Consider the following 14,018-nt stretch of genomic DNA (forward strand, 5'->3'; position numbering starts at 1 on the left):
AAAGAGTGTTTTGAAGTTTTTTTCGGTTAATATTCAGTAATTTTGAAAGTTTTTCAGCGACGATGGCCGGGTTTTTTATTTTTGAAGGACAGGCCGTAATGGATATGGCGTCAATGCTGGTCGCAAGTTTATTCATGCTTCTGTCCAGAATCTGCCCTCTTTCCCCTTTGATAGTGAAATGTCTGGAATAATCGCTTTCAGCTTTTTGTGTCAGCTCCCGGGATTTGAAAATCTGGATATCAAAGGATTTTGCCCCCATAAGAAAAATCGAGACAACAATCAGAACCTGAATAACAATAATTCTTTGTTTCACCTCTTTGTTAAATTTTTTTGACATTAGCCGTCTTCCCCCAACAGAGAAATTGGCAGATAAATAGTTTGATTTGCTGTATCCGTTAAAAGATTTAATCTGGTTTTTGCAATTCGAGTGATACGGTCGTCTGATTTCAGGCGGTCTCTTTCAACAGATAAGGCCTTGTGGTAGGAGGCCTTTTTTACAAACGCTTCCTGCCCTTTGGATACCCGTAATATGGTCTGGGTGGATTCTGTCCTGATCCAGGTGTAAACCAAAAGTTCACAAAAGATGATAGAAATAATGACAAGCCATCGAAAACTTGATTTTCGCGATGGTATTTTGGGGGGTATGTTGTTTTTAATTGCCATTTATTAAACCCTTTGAGCCACTCTTAATTTGGCACTTCTTGCCATGGGATTGAGAGCTGTTTCTTCTTTTGTGGGCACCAAAGGTTTTCTGAAAACCGATTCCATCTGCGGGACAAACCCACATGAACAAATCGGAAGCTCTCTCGGGCATGTACAGCCGTTTTCGAATTTTCGTAATGCCTGCTTTACGATTCGATCTTCAAGGGAATGAAAAGAAATAACACAAAGTCGTCCCCCTTTTAAAAGAAGGGAAGGTACGGTTTTCATAAATTTTTCAAGCCGTTCCAATTCCCTGTTTACCGCAATTCTTAGTGCCTGGAAAATTCTTGTTGCAGGATGAATGCGTGACTTGAATCTATTTTTTGCAGGGATGGTTTCTGTAATCATCTGTGCAAGCTCTAAACTTGTATGAATCGGTGCATGACGTCTTGTTTCCACGATTCTTTTTGCAATTCGTCTAGAAAACTTTTCTTCACCAAATTTAAAGAAAATATTTACCAGCTCACTCTCAGGGAATGAATTGATAATCTCAAAGGCTGTCAGATCGTTTCGAATATCCATTCGCATATCCAATGGTTCATTCTTGTTAAAACTAAATCCGCGTTTGCCGTTTTTTAGTTGGTTTAGTGAAAAGCCTAAATCAAGGAGTATTGAATTTACACCCTTTATTCCGTTAGAGTTCAGAATCTTTGGAAGTTCAGAAAAATTGCTGTGAAACAACACCGCATTTTTTTCAAACGGATGTAAAATTTTTTTAGCATGTTTGATGGCATCCAAATCCTGATCAATGCCGATCAGTGTTCCTCCAGGGAGTATTGCCTTGATTGCCGCAAGCGCATGACCTGCCCCACCCAGAGTACAATCCACTATAATGTTTCCGGGTTTAAGGTTCTGGTGCTCATGCACCTCTTGAGGCATTACAGACGTATGCTCAAATCCCATTGTTACAACCCTAGGGAAGCTATTTCCTCTCTTACTTCCTCATTTTTGAGTTTCTGCTCCATCCTTTTGTTGACTTTGTCCCAGTGACCACGTGCCCAGATCTCAAACCGATCCAGGTTGCCGACAAGAACGATATCTTTTTCAAGATTTGCATATTCTCTTAAACTTTTAGGGATCAGGATACGATCCTGTTTGTCACACATGCAGTCACAGGAGTTGCCGAGGAAAAATCTTCTGAAATCTCCCATGGCACTGGTCTTTGTTGCCAGAATCCTGGTTTCAACTTTTTCCCATTCACTAAAAGTATAGGCGTATAAACAATCGTCCTTGTTTGAGACCATAACCCCGTAAATTTTATCCGCCTTCAGGATATTCCTGAATCTTGACGGAATAATTACCCGGCCTTTGGAGTCAATTGTATGAAAGGAGCTTGATCGAAACACTTATTTAAGCCTCAGTTAAAAATTATTAACTCATCCACTTTCCACCACCTTGTCCCACACTTTTACGAAAAATAGTAGTTAAGTCAAGAGAAAATTAATTTTTTTTTAATAAATTAATTGTATACCCTATAAATAGGTAGGATTAAAATATAATTAAAAATGGAGTGAAGTGGAGTGTTTGTTAATAGGGGGGGATCAGATCATTGTAGAAATTTTTATTAAAAATTGATCCAGCTTTTTGGCAGAAACCTTTACACTTGTCTTTAACTCCTGTGCGAACAACGATATTTTGTACTCTTCCAAGAGCCAGAAAAATGCTTCGATATGTTGGGGTTTTTCAGGCGAAGACTTGTCAGAAAGGGAGGATAAAAGAGTGTTTAGATGGGTGATATATCCTGCCAGCTGTAACGCTTTCTTTTCTTCCTTTAAAGGATTGTCAACCGCTCTTTGGACCCTGGTACTGATGCAGGCGACATACCGGTGAAGGTCCCTGATTCTTTCAACCGTATAAAGATCGGCAAAATTTTGAGGTACAAGATTTTTCAGGTCTTTGAAAAGAGCGGTGATAATATTAAAAATTTTCTTTTTTTTCTGGTACTGAAAGGATAGTTTTTGGATGAGCTCAAAACAGGATTGATATTCCTTCCCAAGCCCAAGAATGGTCTTAATAAATTCCTGCCCGGTATTGTACAGATGTTTCAATTTTTTTTGGGCATGAAGTTCAAACTCTTTTTTTGTTCTGATATTTCTGGCAAACGATGTGGTGGTGATCAGGTTGAATAAAGAATGGGTAAATTTTGTCTGGCCGTTAAAAAAAGGTGCGATCTGCTTTATCCCGGGATGCGTATTAATATCTTTTCTCAACGCCTTAAAATCATCTGGATAACAGATTTGGAAAAGCTTTTTTATTCCTTGATTATGGGAGTTTTTTGCAGCCTGCTCTGATTTGAACAGTCTTAGGGATAAACCTTTAGTTTTGTTTTTCGGATCAGTTTCGATTTTCAGCCCGGGGTAGCCTTTTTGTGTAAATTCCTTTTCCCGGGTGATGAGAATAAACGCTTCAAGGTTTTCAAAATCCCATTTTTTTATATCGGTTCTTTCATATTTTTTTTGGGCCAGGTGAAATTCATCTTTTTGAGAGGGGAACACTGTTGAAAATTTTTTCAAAACGGAATAGTCCCGTAAGGCTTTCATCTCCTTTCCTTTTTCATCCCTGATGGAGATTCTCATTTTCAAGTGGTCCGGCAGGTCTTCATCTGACCACTCAGTGGCGGGAATAATCAGATCAAACCGTTTATGAATAAAAGAAGAGAGCAGCGAAAATAAGGGTTTGTCTTTTTTTGGCATTTCCCTGGCAAGAATGGCGGCTTTTTCAGACACCGGTACCAGTTTCACCCGATATTTTTTTGGAAGCGCTTTTATCAGGGCAGCAATTTTTTCTTCAAACAGGCCCGGCACCAGTCTGTCCACGTTGTTTTTTGAGACAAGCAAGGCTGATGAGACCGGAACTTTTATGGTGACCCCATCTTTTTTGGATCCCGGATTGAATTTATATTCAAGCCTAAATTTGCCCTGATCCATTGTCAGGGTATCGGGAAATAAAGATAATGCATGATCATCAATGGAAGATTTTTGAAGGTCTTCCAGGGTCATTTTCAAGAAATCCTGGTTTTCCTGGTCTTTCATAAATTTGGAAAATGTTCTGATATTATAAAAAGGTTCTGGAAGCCTTGACTGGTAAAAAAGATATATATCATGTTCAGAAGCCAGAATATCCTTTTTCCGGGTTTTATGCTCAAGGGTTTCAAGTTCATCAATCAGCTGCCGGTTATGGGTCATAAATTCAAACTTCTGATGAATTTCCCCCTGGACCAAAGCGTGGCGGATAAATATTTCTCCGGATTCCTGCGGGTTTACCTTGCCATAGGCAATACGGCGGTTGTTGACAATAATCAGTCCGAACAGGGAAATTTGTTCTTTTGCAATGACTTCTCCGCGTTTTTTTCCCCAGTGTGGATCTGAGTATGTAGCGGTGCAGAGGCCTTTGCCTATTTGTTCAAGCCATTCAGGGTCAATATTGGCCACTGTTCTTGCGAAAAGCCGGCTGGTTTTGACAAATTCCGCTGCTACAATCCAGTTTCCCCCCTTGTTAAAAAGACCGGACCCGGGAAATATCATTGCCTGCTGACCTTTTGCAGCATTAAAAATATTTTTTTCTTTTTTGTGGGCAATGTTGGCAAGATATCCTGATAAAAAGGATTGATGCAAGGCAATATATAAGGGCCCACCAATATCAAATTCTTTGGCCTTCATGCCCTTGGTCCCTGTTTGAGAGAACCTCTTTTTCCCTCCTTTTATATGATGCTCTTTCAGGATTTTTATAATTTGTCCGTGGATTTCGTTCCATTCTCTCAGACGCTTGAAAGACAAGAAATGGTCCTGGCAGAATTTTTTGAGTTTGGATCGGGACTTTAGTTTTTTTTCAGCCCGTTTATAGGCGTTCCAGATGTTTATAAGGGTGACAAAATCCGAACTCGGATCTTTGAACAGCGCATGCCTTTGATCGGCTGCCTGGGCTTTCTCTGCCGGTCGCTGTCTGGGGTCTGAAATGGCAAGGGCCGTGGCAATGATAGCCGCTTCTTTCAGGCATCCTTTCATATCAGCTTCAATTAAAATTCTGGATAATTTGGGATCAATGGGCAGTCTTGCCATGATCCGGCCAATCTTTGTGAGAGTGTACTTTGTTTTTTCTGTTCGTCTGTTTTCAGCTTTCTTTTCTTTAATGGCACCTAACTCAATCAGGGTGTCAAACCCGTCTTTAATACTTTTGGGGGCGGGTGCATCAATGAACGGGAAGGTTGAGACATCCCCGAGATTCAGGGAGATCATCCGCAGTATGACTTCAGCAAGATTGCTTCTTAATATTTCAGGAGAGGTAAAAAAGGGCCTTGCATGGAAATCATTTTTATCAAACAGCCGGATGCAAATCCCGTTTTCAACCCGGCCGCATCGCCCCATCCTCTGGTTGGCGGAAGACTGGGAAATAGGGGTGACGGGGAGCGCTGTGGTTCTTGTCCGGGGTGAATAGCTGGGAATCCTTGCAAGTCCTGTATCCACTACATATTTAATTCCGGGTATGGTCAGGGATGTTTCAGCCACATTGGTTGCGACAATAATTTTTTTTTCCACCTGTCGTGAAAAAATTTTTGACTGCTCTTTAGCCGAAAGTCTGGCAAAAAGAGGCAGAACTATAGTCCCTGGATGATGTTTGCCTCGGATCAGTTCCATGGTTTCTCCGATATCCTGTTCCGTGGGCATAAATACCAGAATATCACCTGATCCGGATTGGGAAACAAGAAAGTTTACAGCATCGGCTGCTGCTTCAACATACCCCTGATCCTCAATGGTCTGTTTTTCGTCTTCTTTATTTAAGAAAGGCATATACAGGGTTTCGATCGGGTACATCCGCCCGGACACCTCAATGATGGGCGCATTGTCAAAGGCACTTGAGAATTTTTGTGTATCAATGGTCGCAGACGTGATAATCAGTTTAAGATTTTTTCTTTTTTTAACCAGGTCTTTTAGAAGACCTAAGGTAAAGTCAATATTCAGACTTCTTTCGTGGGCCTCATCTATAATAATGGTATCATATTTATTTAAGAACCTGTCGGTCTGGGTTTCAGCAAGCAGGATACCGTCGGTCATCATTTTGATGTACGCATGATCAGAGGTTTTATCATCAAACCTGATTTTATACCCAACCGATTGACCAACGCTCTCATTGAGTTCCTCGGCAATTCTTCTGGCAACAGTGATGGCTGCGATACGTCTTGGCTGAGTACAGCCGATCAGTCCTTTAATTCCCTGTCCCGCCTCAAGGCAGAATTTTGGGATCTGGGTGGTTTTGCCTGATCCTGTTTCCCCTGAAATAATCACCACAGAGTTTTTTTTGATGGCCTCAATGATTTCATCTTTTTTATGGGTGATGGGCAGATCAGGGTTAAAGGTTATATTGGAAGGTTTGTGTAAAAGCCTTGCCTGTGTTTTTTTAAATTTATTCATGACCTTTGAATAGTAGCTTATAGTTCACAAATGTCAAATTTTGAATTCTGATTTTAAAATATGGTTGACATGAATGATGGAATAAGAGACAAAGAACATTGTTTTAAAAAAAATGGAAATATGCAGTACTATAGTGAAAGTACTTTAATTTTGAATAGATAGGGGGAGTGATAGCATGGGAGATGTTGCTATTAAAATTGGAGACGCAAGAAAAAGCGTTTTTAAAGATAAGGTAATGGAACTTCTGCCCGATGGTGGGAATTTGAATGCATGCCTGACATGCGGTGCATGCGCATCAGGCTGCCCGGCAACCGGTCTTGAGGGAATGGATCCAAGAAAGTTCCTGAGAATGGCAGCTCTTGGAATGGATGAAGAAATACTGAGTTCAAACTGGGCGTGGATGTGTACCATGTGTATGCGATGTATTTATGTCTGTCCCATGGAAATTAATATTCCTCAGCTTGTATTCAATGCAAGAGCACAATGGCCAAGAGATGAAAGACCAAAAGGCATCAGAGGTTCATGTGACATGGCATTAAAACATGACACCTGTTCAGCCATGGGTGCCAATGAAGAAGATTTTCAATTTGTTGTGGAAGATGTTCTTGAAGAATACCAGGAATCACAGCCTGAATTTGCAGAGATGACAGCAGATGTAAACAGGGAAGGCGCTTATTATTTTTTGAATCAGAACTCCAGAGAGCCTGTGACAGAACCCGATGAAATGGTGCCGCTGTGGAAAATAATGCACCTTGCAGGCGCAGACTGGACCTATGGAACAAAAGGCTGGGCCGCAGAAAATTATTGCATGTTTCTGGCTGAAGATGAATCCTGGGAAAAAATTATCCGGACAAAGGTAAAAGCTGTGGAGGACCTGGGCTGTAAGGTCTGGCTCAACACCGAGTGAGGGCACGAACTCTTCGCAGTCCTGGCAGGACTGAAAAAATTCAACATTCCTTACAACTTTGAAATCAAAAGTATTATTCAACTCTATGCGCAATGGATCAGGGAAGGCAAGCTAAACCCTTCTTCCGACTGGAACAAGGACAGAAAAATTAAATTTACCGTCCAAGACCCTTGCCAGCTGGTAAGAAAATCTTTTGGCGACCCGGTTGCCGAAGAGTTAAGATATGTTGTTAAAGCGGTCGTCGGCGAGGAAAACTTTATTGATATGACGCCCAATAAATCCAACAATTTTTGCTGCGGCGGCGGTGGCGGATTCCTCCAGTCGGGTTTTCAGGAGCAAAGACGGGCTTACGGGCAGACCAAGGCCAACCAGATTCTTGAAACCAAGGCCGAATACTGCATCACACCCTGCCATAATTGTCATGCCCAAGTGCATGATATGGCCGACGTCAATGACCATGCATGGGAAACTGTTCACTTATGGACACTCTTAAACCTTTCTCTGGGCATACTGGGCCCCAATGAAAGGGAATATCTTGGTGAAGATTTGAAAGAAGTGGATGTATTTCACCCGGAATCTGCCATGTGATTTATGGGTTTTAAATTTTAAAATTAAACCGGCCTTGTACGGCAAGTAATTTGCTGTACAAGGCTTTTTTTTATGAGCCGTCTTTTTAAAATATGAAAAAAGATATTTGAGCCTTTTAACTGATTGCCTAAGCCAGGTAATTGTGATAAGAAAATTTGATTATGACTCAGATTATCAGTGTAGCGAACCAGAAAGGGGGCGTTGGTAAAACAACGACCTCAGTAAATCTTTCAGCCGCTCTTGCCAAAATTGGAAAAAAAGTATTGCTTGTTGATTGCGATTCCCAGGCAAATGCAACAACCGGTATGGGAATTGATAAGCTTGCCCTTGAATATTCTCTGTATCATGGGCTTATCGGTGAAGCAGGTGTTGATGACATTATTTGTCTCACAATGTTACCCAAGCTGATGATGATTCCGGCCGATATTGATCTCATTGGATTTGAAATAGAGATGGTGCCTGTAAAGGACAGGGAAAAAAAGCTTAAAGATCTTCTGGAACCGGTAAAAGAAAGGTATGATTATATTATTATTGATTGTCCACCGGCGTTAAGTTTGTTGACGTTGAATGCATTTACAGCTTCGGATGCCGTTTTGATACCCCTTCAAAGCGAATTTTATGCCCTTGAAGGTCTGGGGCAGCTGCTGGATACCATAAAACGAGTCAAGTCATCTTTTAATCCCGGATTGAAAATCAAGGGAATTCTTTTGACGATGTATGATAAAAGAACAAATCTTGCTAAACATGTTGTTGAAGATGCGAGAAAATATTTCAAGGATATGGTTTTCAAAACAAAGATACCGCGTAATGTAAAGCTTGGAGAGGCGCCAAGCTATGGATTGCCGGTCATATTATATGATAAACATTCACAAGGATCAAAAAGCTATATTGCTTTTGCAAGGGAACTTTTAAAAAGATGACAAAAAAGAAAAAGAAAAACACTGGACTGGGACGGGGAATTTCAGCGTTGATTCCTGACTTTGAAATCTCTGAGAGCAGCCCTGACTTTCTCATGTGTCCCATTGGGGATATTGCACCTAACCGGTATCAGCCTAGAACCTCATTCAGCCAGGAAGAACTGGACCGCCTTAAGGATTCCATCGCACAACAGGGTGTTTTGCAGCCTTTATTGGTAAGGCACCTTGATGATTCCTATGAATTGATAGCAGGAGAGAGAAGGCTTCGTGCTGCCAAGGAAGCCAGTTTGACCCATGTGCCGGTGTTTGTAAAAAATCTGACCGATGAACAGGTATTGGAAGTTTCCATTATCGAGAATATTCAAAGAGAAGATCTCAATGTTCTTGAAGAGGCAGAGGCGTATTATCGATTGATTCATGAGTTTAATTATACTCAGGAAAAAGTAGCGAAAAAAATTGGAAAGAACCGTTCTACCATCGCAAACCTGCTTCGTCTCAGAAATCTTCCCCAGGTGATTAAAGACAGCCTGCTTGACGAAAAAATATCCATGGGACATGCAAGAGCCCTGTTAGGGGCCGGATCAGAAGAACATCAGCTACTTCTTTTTAAAATAGTCCTTGAAAAAGAATTATCTGTAAGGCAGACGGAAAAACTGGTCAACAGGGTTAAAAAAGAACCCCAGAAATTTCAGGAAAAGATATCAGTTGCAGAAAAACAATTTCTTGACGAGACCTGTTCAATCCTTTCGGATCGAATTAAATCCACCGTCAGGATTCAGAAGAACGGGGATAAGGGTAAAATAGAAATCAATTTTAAATCAAAAACAGAGTTTCAACGCCTGGTCGATCTTTTGACTAATCTTTCATGAAAATAGTTGTTGCGAAAACCGCTGGATTTTGTATGGGAGTCCGGCGTGCTGTGGATATGGTGCTGGATGCATCCAATTTGTCTTCTGAACCGATTTATACCTACGGTCCTTTGATTCATAATCCCCAGGCCCTGAAAATGCTTGAAGAAAAAAAAATTTTCAGGATTGATCAAATTCCTGAAAAGGGGAGTGGTATTGTCTTAATCCGGGCTCACGGTGTTCCGCCGGAAGATCAAAAAGCACTTAAGGATGCCGGCTTTGCTGTGATAGATGCGACGTGTCCCAGGGTGGTAGGGGTCCAGGTGATTATTCATAAGTATGCCCAAAAAGGGTATTCAACTATTATTATCGGGGATGGGAAACACCCGGAAGTCGTGGGCCTTTTAGGATATGCCAGGGGAAACGGGCATACCGTCACATCCATGGACCAGCTTTCCAAACTGCCCAAGTTCCAAACTGCCGTTGTGGTTGCTCAAACCACCCAGAACACTGTTTTTTATGATGAAATAAAGGCATGGTGTAAAATCAATGCACCGCATTATAAGATATTTGATACCATTTGCGGGTCCACTGAAAAGCGGCAGACTGAAATCCGGGAATTAGCCAGGGAAAATGATGCGGTTATTGTTGTCGGCGGGAAACAAAGCGGAAACACAAAACGGCTGGTCCAGATCGCGTCCCAGACAGGGAAATTCACAGCCCATATTGAAGAAGTATCCCAAATTGATTATGGGAAATTGTCATCTGCCAGGTCGGTCGCGATAACAGCCGGGGCGTCTACACCAAACTGGATCATTAATGATGCATATGTTCAAATAGAAAGCAACCTTCAACAACAGCATCCTGCCCAGGTATTTTTATTTTTAATCCGGGATTTCTTATTGAAAACCAATATAATGACCGCAGCAGGCGCGGGTTTTTTGACGTATGCGTGTTCTGTTCTTCAAGGGATTGATCAAAAGTTTCATCATGCCATGATCGCCATGCTGTATGTGCTTTCAATGCAGATACTGAACAATCTATTCACTATTAAGCCGGATAAATATAATCATCCCCAGCGGGCACTCTTTTATAAGAAAAATCGAGTGTATCTATGGGTTGCCGCCTTTTTATCAGGTGCGGCAGGTCTTTATCTTAGCTTTATCACCACCGGGATGCTGTCTTTTTTTATTCTGTCTGTCATGAGCCTTTTGGGATTGTCATATAATTTAAAAATTATTCCTTTTATGTCAAAAAAAGGACAACTCGCTCGATTAAAGGATATCCCCGGCTCAAAAACCAGTCTGATTACCATTGCCTGGGGAACAGTGGCCTGCCTTTTGCCGGCTGTGGCAAATCAAAGTGAGTTGCTGTCTGTTGCAGTGGTGTTCTTATTTGCTACAGGCCTGGTATTTGCGAGGACAGCCTTTTTTGATATCCTTGCCATTCAGGGTGACAGAATCACGGGAAAGGAAACCCTTCCTATCCTTTTAGGAGAAAAGCGAAGTTTTCAAATCATACAATATGTTTTAATGGCTGATATGGGTATTATGCTTTTGACGGTTTTTACCGGTGTATTGGTAAAAAATGCGTTCTTTTTTGCTGCCATTCCCTTGATTATGTTTTTGTTAATAAAGGTTTTTCAAAAAAACAGTCTTATACCAGGGGCGCATCGGGAATTTTTTATTGAATTTTTATTTCTTTTCACCGGATTGACAGCCATTGTAATTTAATTTTTGTTCTCTTTTGTCACCGCTTTTCCGGGTTCCTGCCTTTGCGGAAATGACAAGTGCTTAGTATATTTTGATATTAAAGCGGATTGACACATATTTAAAAATTTGTCATATTTTAAGTGTTTGATCTGCAACATCTCAATAAGTTCTGGTAAATTATTCAATATCCTCGGCTTATCGAGAAGATACGTTGATCTTACCAGTTAAATCAGGAGAAGAAATTGAGTACATTTCAAAGTTTGTTCGGCTTCTTTGCCTTGGCATTTCTTGCCTGGATATTATCTGAAAATCGGAAAAATATAAATTTTAAGACCGTTTTAGCCGGTTTAGGACTACAGATACTATTCGCCCTCCTCCTTTTAAAATTACCTGGAAGTCAGACCGTTTTTTTCTGGCTGAACAGCATTGTTGAGGCGCTTGAGGAATCTACTAGAGCAGGGACCAGCTTTGTTTTCGGTTATATCGGAGGCGGGCCTCTTCCGTTCGATGAAAAATTTCCCGGCTCAAGTTATATACTCGCCCTTCGTGGACTGCCTTTAGTTCTGGTTATAAGCGCTATTTCATCCTTGTTGTTTTACTGGAAAATTCTTCCTGTAGTCGTTCGATTTTTCTCATGGATCCTGCGCAGAACAATGGGGATCGGAGGCGTGGAAGGTCTGGGAAGTGCGGCAAATATTTTCGTCGGCATGGTTGAATCCCCCCTTTTTACCAAACCGTATCTTTCAGGAATTTCAAGAAGTGAACTTTTTACCATCATGGCTTCCGGTATGGCTACCATAGCCGGAACAGTCATGGTACTTTATGCTACAATTTTAAATAAAGCGATGCCTGGAATCATGGGTCACCTTTTAACCGCATCCATCATAAGTGCTCCTGCAGCTATCACCATAGCCAAGCTCATGATTCCTGAAACAGGAGAACCATCAACAGGAAAGGTGGATTTGCCGAGTCAGGCAAACAGCTCCATGGATGCAATTACCCGGGGCACTATGGACGGCATCAAGCTCCTTATAAATATTATTGCTATGTTAGTAGTGCTTTTAGCGCTTGTTCATTTGATAAACATCTTACTCGGACTTTTACCGCATCAAGCAGGGCAACCGATCACTTTTCAAAGGCTGCTCGGCTTTGTCATGGCTCCTATTACATGGCTCATGGGGATCCCATGGTCAGAAGCAACGGTCTCTGGTTCACTTATGGGAACAAAAATCGTTTTAAACGAATTTATCGCATACATCGATCTGGCCGGGTTGCCAAAAGGCGCTTTAAGTGAGCGGTCCAGATTGATTATGATTTATGCTATGTGTGGGTTTGCCAATTTCGGTTCACTCGGAATCATGATCGGAGGGATGGGTGCTATGGTACCGGAGAGAAGGGATGAAATCGTAAGCCTCGGTATAAAATCTATCATAGCCGGCACAATCGCTACTTGCATGACAGGAGCAGTTGTCGGCATCATCTATTAGCAACACTTAAAGGCTTGCTCAAAAAACGATTAATCCAGATGATTGTTTTTACATGCGATTGCCCTGAAGAAAAAACAGGTGTTGTTGATCAAAGATATCCGCCGGCATTCCGTTTTATATGATTGAAACCGAAATAATTCCTAACCACAATTGATAAATCCCAAAAGCAAGCAGTACAAAAGAAGACAGCCCAATTAAAACTTTGCTCACTTGTGGTCCCAATTTTCTGGCAAATCCAAATAAAATAATTATTCCTGCTAATGTCAGAATCATCGTTAAATAAAAGCTGGCAATAAGAGCGATTCCATTAGCTGGTGCTATTTTCCAACCCTCAAGAAAAAGGGGCCCCATAATTAAACTCCATCCCAGGTAAGGGTTGGGATTTAAAAGGTTTACAAAAACCGCATTAAATAATGTCTGCCGGCCTGATTCATCTATTGCAGTTTTGTCTGCTTCGAACTGCTGCCATGATTGAAAAGCCTTAAATGCCAGATAAAGAAGAAACAGTCCACCGGCAATTCTTAAGATGATTATAAAATTAGCCGGCATTGTGCTGAGCAGGAATAAAATTAAAATGAGAATGGGAATATCACTGATAACCGGGGCAAATGCTGCCGGTAAAGTTGACCGCCATCCTTTTTTAAGCGTCTGCGAGATGATATACGTTTGAAGTGGTCCGGGCTGAACAGCTGCTGCGAAAGCATATGTTATTCCAAATATCAGATAGCTAAACACGGGTCAAATATTCTCCAGTTGAGGTTGATGGCTTTTGGCTGAATTAGGCTTGTTATGTTATTCATAAATCATCAGATCTTTCCAGCTTTCTCGATTCGTTCTTCATTCACCGCCAGTGCTTTCTTAATATTTTGCTTAAAACGATGGTTTTTAATAAAGAGATATGGAAGAAGAACAGGTGAAGATAAAGCTAAAGTTGGCCACCACACTGGTGAAATACGAAAAGACATTTGAATTTTCCTTATATTTTATTTTTAGTTTCAGGCATATCACTATACAGCTTTCATCATATAAAAAGAATATCCGTAATGTTTCTCATGCTCTTCAAAGAGCTTCATTTCTTCTTCTATTTCTTTAATAACGGATTGCATGATACTGTCTTCCGGGTCCTTGAAAGCGTTCATGTTTTTTTTAAGTGGTCCATAGTAATTATCCCACCAAGCCTTTGATGGCAAACGGTGAATTCTTAAAATTTCAAAACCTGATGAATTTGCATGATTTGAGTTTTCTGATTCAGTGCCGATGGCAGGGTAGGCATTTTGCCAATAAACTCGTACAGATTCCGGTATGTTACTTGTGAAATAGCTCAGTTCCGAAATGACAGCAATTCCATTAGCTGCCATCAATGGTCTCCAGGCTTTCAATGCACCTTTAAATGTCAAGTTATAAGCGGCTCCCTCGGACCAAAGCAGATCAATGGTTTCTGGTTTCCAA

Annotated in this window: 12 protein-coding genes and 1 pseudogene; 5 read left to right on the forward strand and 8 right to left on the reverse strand. The window is 41.1% G+C overall.

Translation table 11 applies throughout. The features are described 5' to 3' along the window. The 5 genes and pseudogenes from HGJ91_RS08845 to hrpA all read right to left on the reverse strand — a co-directional run. Positions 1 to 337 (reverse strand): annotated as a pseudogene (locus HGJ91_RS08845) (penicillin-binding protein 2); the annotation flags it as partial. Continuing rightward, on the reverse strand, positions 337 to 663 hold the full coding sequence (locus HGJ91_RS08850; RefSeq protein ID WP_291347357.1) for a hypothetical protein: 327 nt from the start codon (positions 661 to 663) through the stop codon (positions 337 to 339). The gene HGJ91_RS08850 and the pseudogene HGJ91_RS08845, both read right to left, overlap by 1 nt. 3 nt (positions 664 to 666) lie before the next feature. After that, positions 667 to 1,605: a 16S rRNA (cytosine(1402)-N(4))-methyltransferase RsmH gene (gene rsmH, locus HGJ91_RS08855; RefSeq protein WP_291347358.1), complete on the reverse strand. Its 939-nt coding sequence runs from the start codon at positions 1,603 to 1,605 to the stop codon at positions 667 to 669. 2 nt (positions 1,606 to 1,607) lie between these two features. Beyond that, entirely contained in the window at positions 1,608 to 2,048 is a 441-nt protein-coding gene (gene mraZ / locus HGJ91_RS08860; RefSeq protein ID WP_291347359.1) for a division/cell wall cluster transcriptional repressor MraZ, read from the reverse strand. Positions 2,049 to 2,243: 195 nt separating this feature from the next. Beyond that, positions 2,244 to 6,110: an ATP-dependent RNA helicase HrpA gene (gene hrpA, locus HGJ91_RS08865; protein WP_291347360.1), complete on the reverse strand. Its 3,867-nt coding sequence runs from the start codon at positions 6,108 to 6,110 to the stop codon at positions 2,244 to 2,246. 175 nt (positions 6,111 to 6,285) lie between these two features. Between hrpA and HGJ91_RS08870 the strand changes: the two genes are divergently transcribed. The 5 genes from HGJ91_RS08870 (at position 6,286) to HGJ91_RS08890 (ending at position 12,569) form a co-directional block, all read left to right on the forward strand. Beyond that, positions 6,286 to 7,605 (forward strand): (Fe-S)-binding protein, encoded by a 1,320-nt coding sequence (locus HGJ91_RS08870; RefSeq protein ID WP_291347361.1) that lies wholly within the window; start codon positions 6,286 to 6,288, stop codon positions 7,603 to 7,605. 161 nt (positions 7,606 to 7,766) lie between these two features. Next, the gene (locus HGJ91_RS08875) at positions 7,767 to 8,525 is read left to right on the forward strand and encodes an AAA family ATPase (RefSeq protein WP_291347362.1); all 759 of its coding nucleotides are present in this window, start codon (positions 7,767 to 7,769) and stop codon (positions 8,523 to 8,525) included. After that, positions 8,522 to 9,391, forward strand: a complete 870-nt coding sequence (locus HGJ91_RS08880; protein WP_291347363.1) for a ParB/RepB/Spo0J family partition protein — start codon at positions 8,522 to 8,524, stop codon at positions 9,389 to 9,391. Before HGJ91_RS08875 ends, HGJ91_RS08880 begins: the two co-directional genes overlap by 4 nt. Next, a complete protein-coding gene (ispH, locus tag HGJ91_RS08885; protein WP_291347364.1) occupies positions 9,388 to 11,103 on the forward strand; it encodes a 4-hydroxy-3-methylbut-2-enyl diphosphate reductase in 1,716 nt (571 codons plus the stop codon). The genes HGJ91_RS08880 and ispH overlap by 4 nt, the downstream gene beginning before the upstream one ends. 221 nt (positions 11,104 to 11,324) lie before the next feature. Further along, positions 11,325 to 12,569 (forward strand): nucleoside transporter C-terminal domain-containing protein, encoded by a 1,245-nt coding sequence (locus HGJ91_RS08890; protein ID WP_291347365.1) that lies wholly within the window; start codon positions 11,325 to 11,327, stop codon positions 12,567 to 12,569. A gap of 114 nt (positions 12,570 to 12,683) precedes the next feature. On the opposite strand, the gene HGJ91_RS08895 is transcribed toward HGJ91_RS08890, so the two are convergent. The 3 genes from HGJ91_RS08895 to HGJ91_RS08905 all read right to left on the reverse strand — a co-directional run. Then, positions 12,684 to 13,304, reverse strand: a complete 621-nt coding sequence (locus HGJ91_RS08895; RefSeq protein ID WP_291347366.1) for a LysE family transporter — start codon at positions 13,302 to 13,304, stop codon at positions 12,684 to 12,686. Between the two features lie 71 nt (positions 13,305 to 13,375). Beyond that, positions 13,376 to 13,534 carry a hypothetical protein gene (locus tag HGJ91_RS08900; protein ID WP_291347367.1) on the reverse strand — a complete coding sequence of 53 codons (159 nt, stop codon included), beginning with the start codon at positions 13,532 to 13,534 and terminating at the stop codon, positions 13,376 to 13,378. 42 nt (positions 13,535 to 13,576) lie between these two features. Beyond that, positions 13,577 to 14,018 (reverse strand): hypothetical protein (locus tag HGJ91_RS08905; RefSeq protein WP_291347368.1); only part of this gene is annotated, 442 nt, incomplete at its 5' end.

Origin of the sequence: Desulfobacula sp. (assembly GCF_014237455.1) — a bacterium.
Taxonomy (GTDB): Bacteria; Desulfobacterota; Desulfobacteria; order Desulfobacterales; family Desulfobacteraceae; genus Desulfobacula.

What these genes read in the sequence shown, in the direction of transcription:
- HGJ91_RS08850 (WP_291347357.1), bottom strand. Translation starts at nt 663, where the DNA reads ATGGCAATTAAAAACAACATACCCCCCAAAATACCATCGCGAAAATCA.
- rsmH (WP_291347358.1), bottom strand. Translation starts at nt 1,605, where the DNA reads ATGGGATTTGAGCATACGTCTGTAATGCCTCAAGAGGTGCATGAGCAC.
- hrpA (WP_291347360.1), bottom strand. Translation starts at nt 6,110, where the DNA reads ATGAATAAATTTAAAAAAACACAGGCAAGGCTTTTACACAAACCTTCC.
- HGJ91_RS08875 (WP_291347362.1), top strand. Translation starts at nt 7,767, where the DNA reads ATGACTCAGATTATCAGTGTAGCGAACCAGAAAGGGGGCGTTGGTAAA.
- HGJ91_RS08880 (WP_291347363.1), top strand. Translation starts at nt 8,522, where the DNA reads ATGACAAAAAAGAAAAAGAAAAACACTGGACTGGGACGGGGAATTTCA.
- ispH (WP_291347364.1), top strand. Translation starts at nt 9,388, where the DNA reads ATGAAAATAGTTGTTGCGAAAACCGCTGGATTTTGTATGGGAGTCCGG.
- HGJ91_RS08900 (WP_291347367.1), bottom strand. Translation starts at nt 13,534, where the DNA reads ATGTCTTTTCGTATTTCACCAGTGTGGTGGCCAACTTTAGCTTTATCT.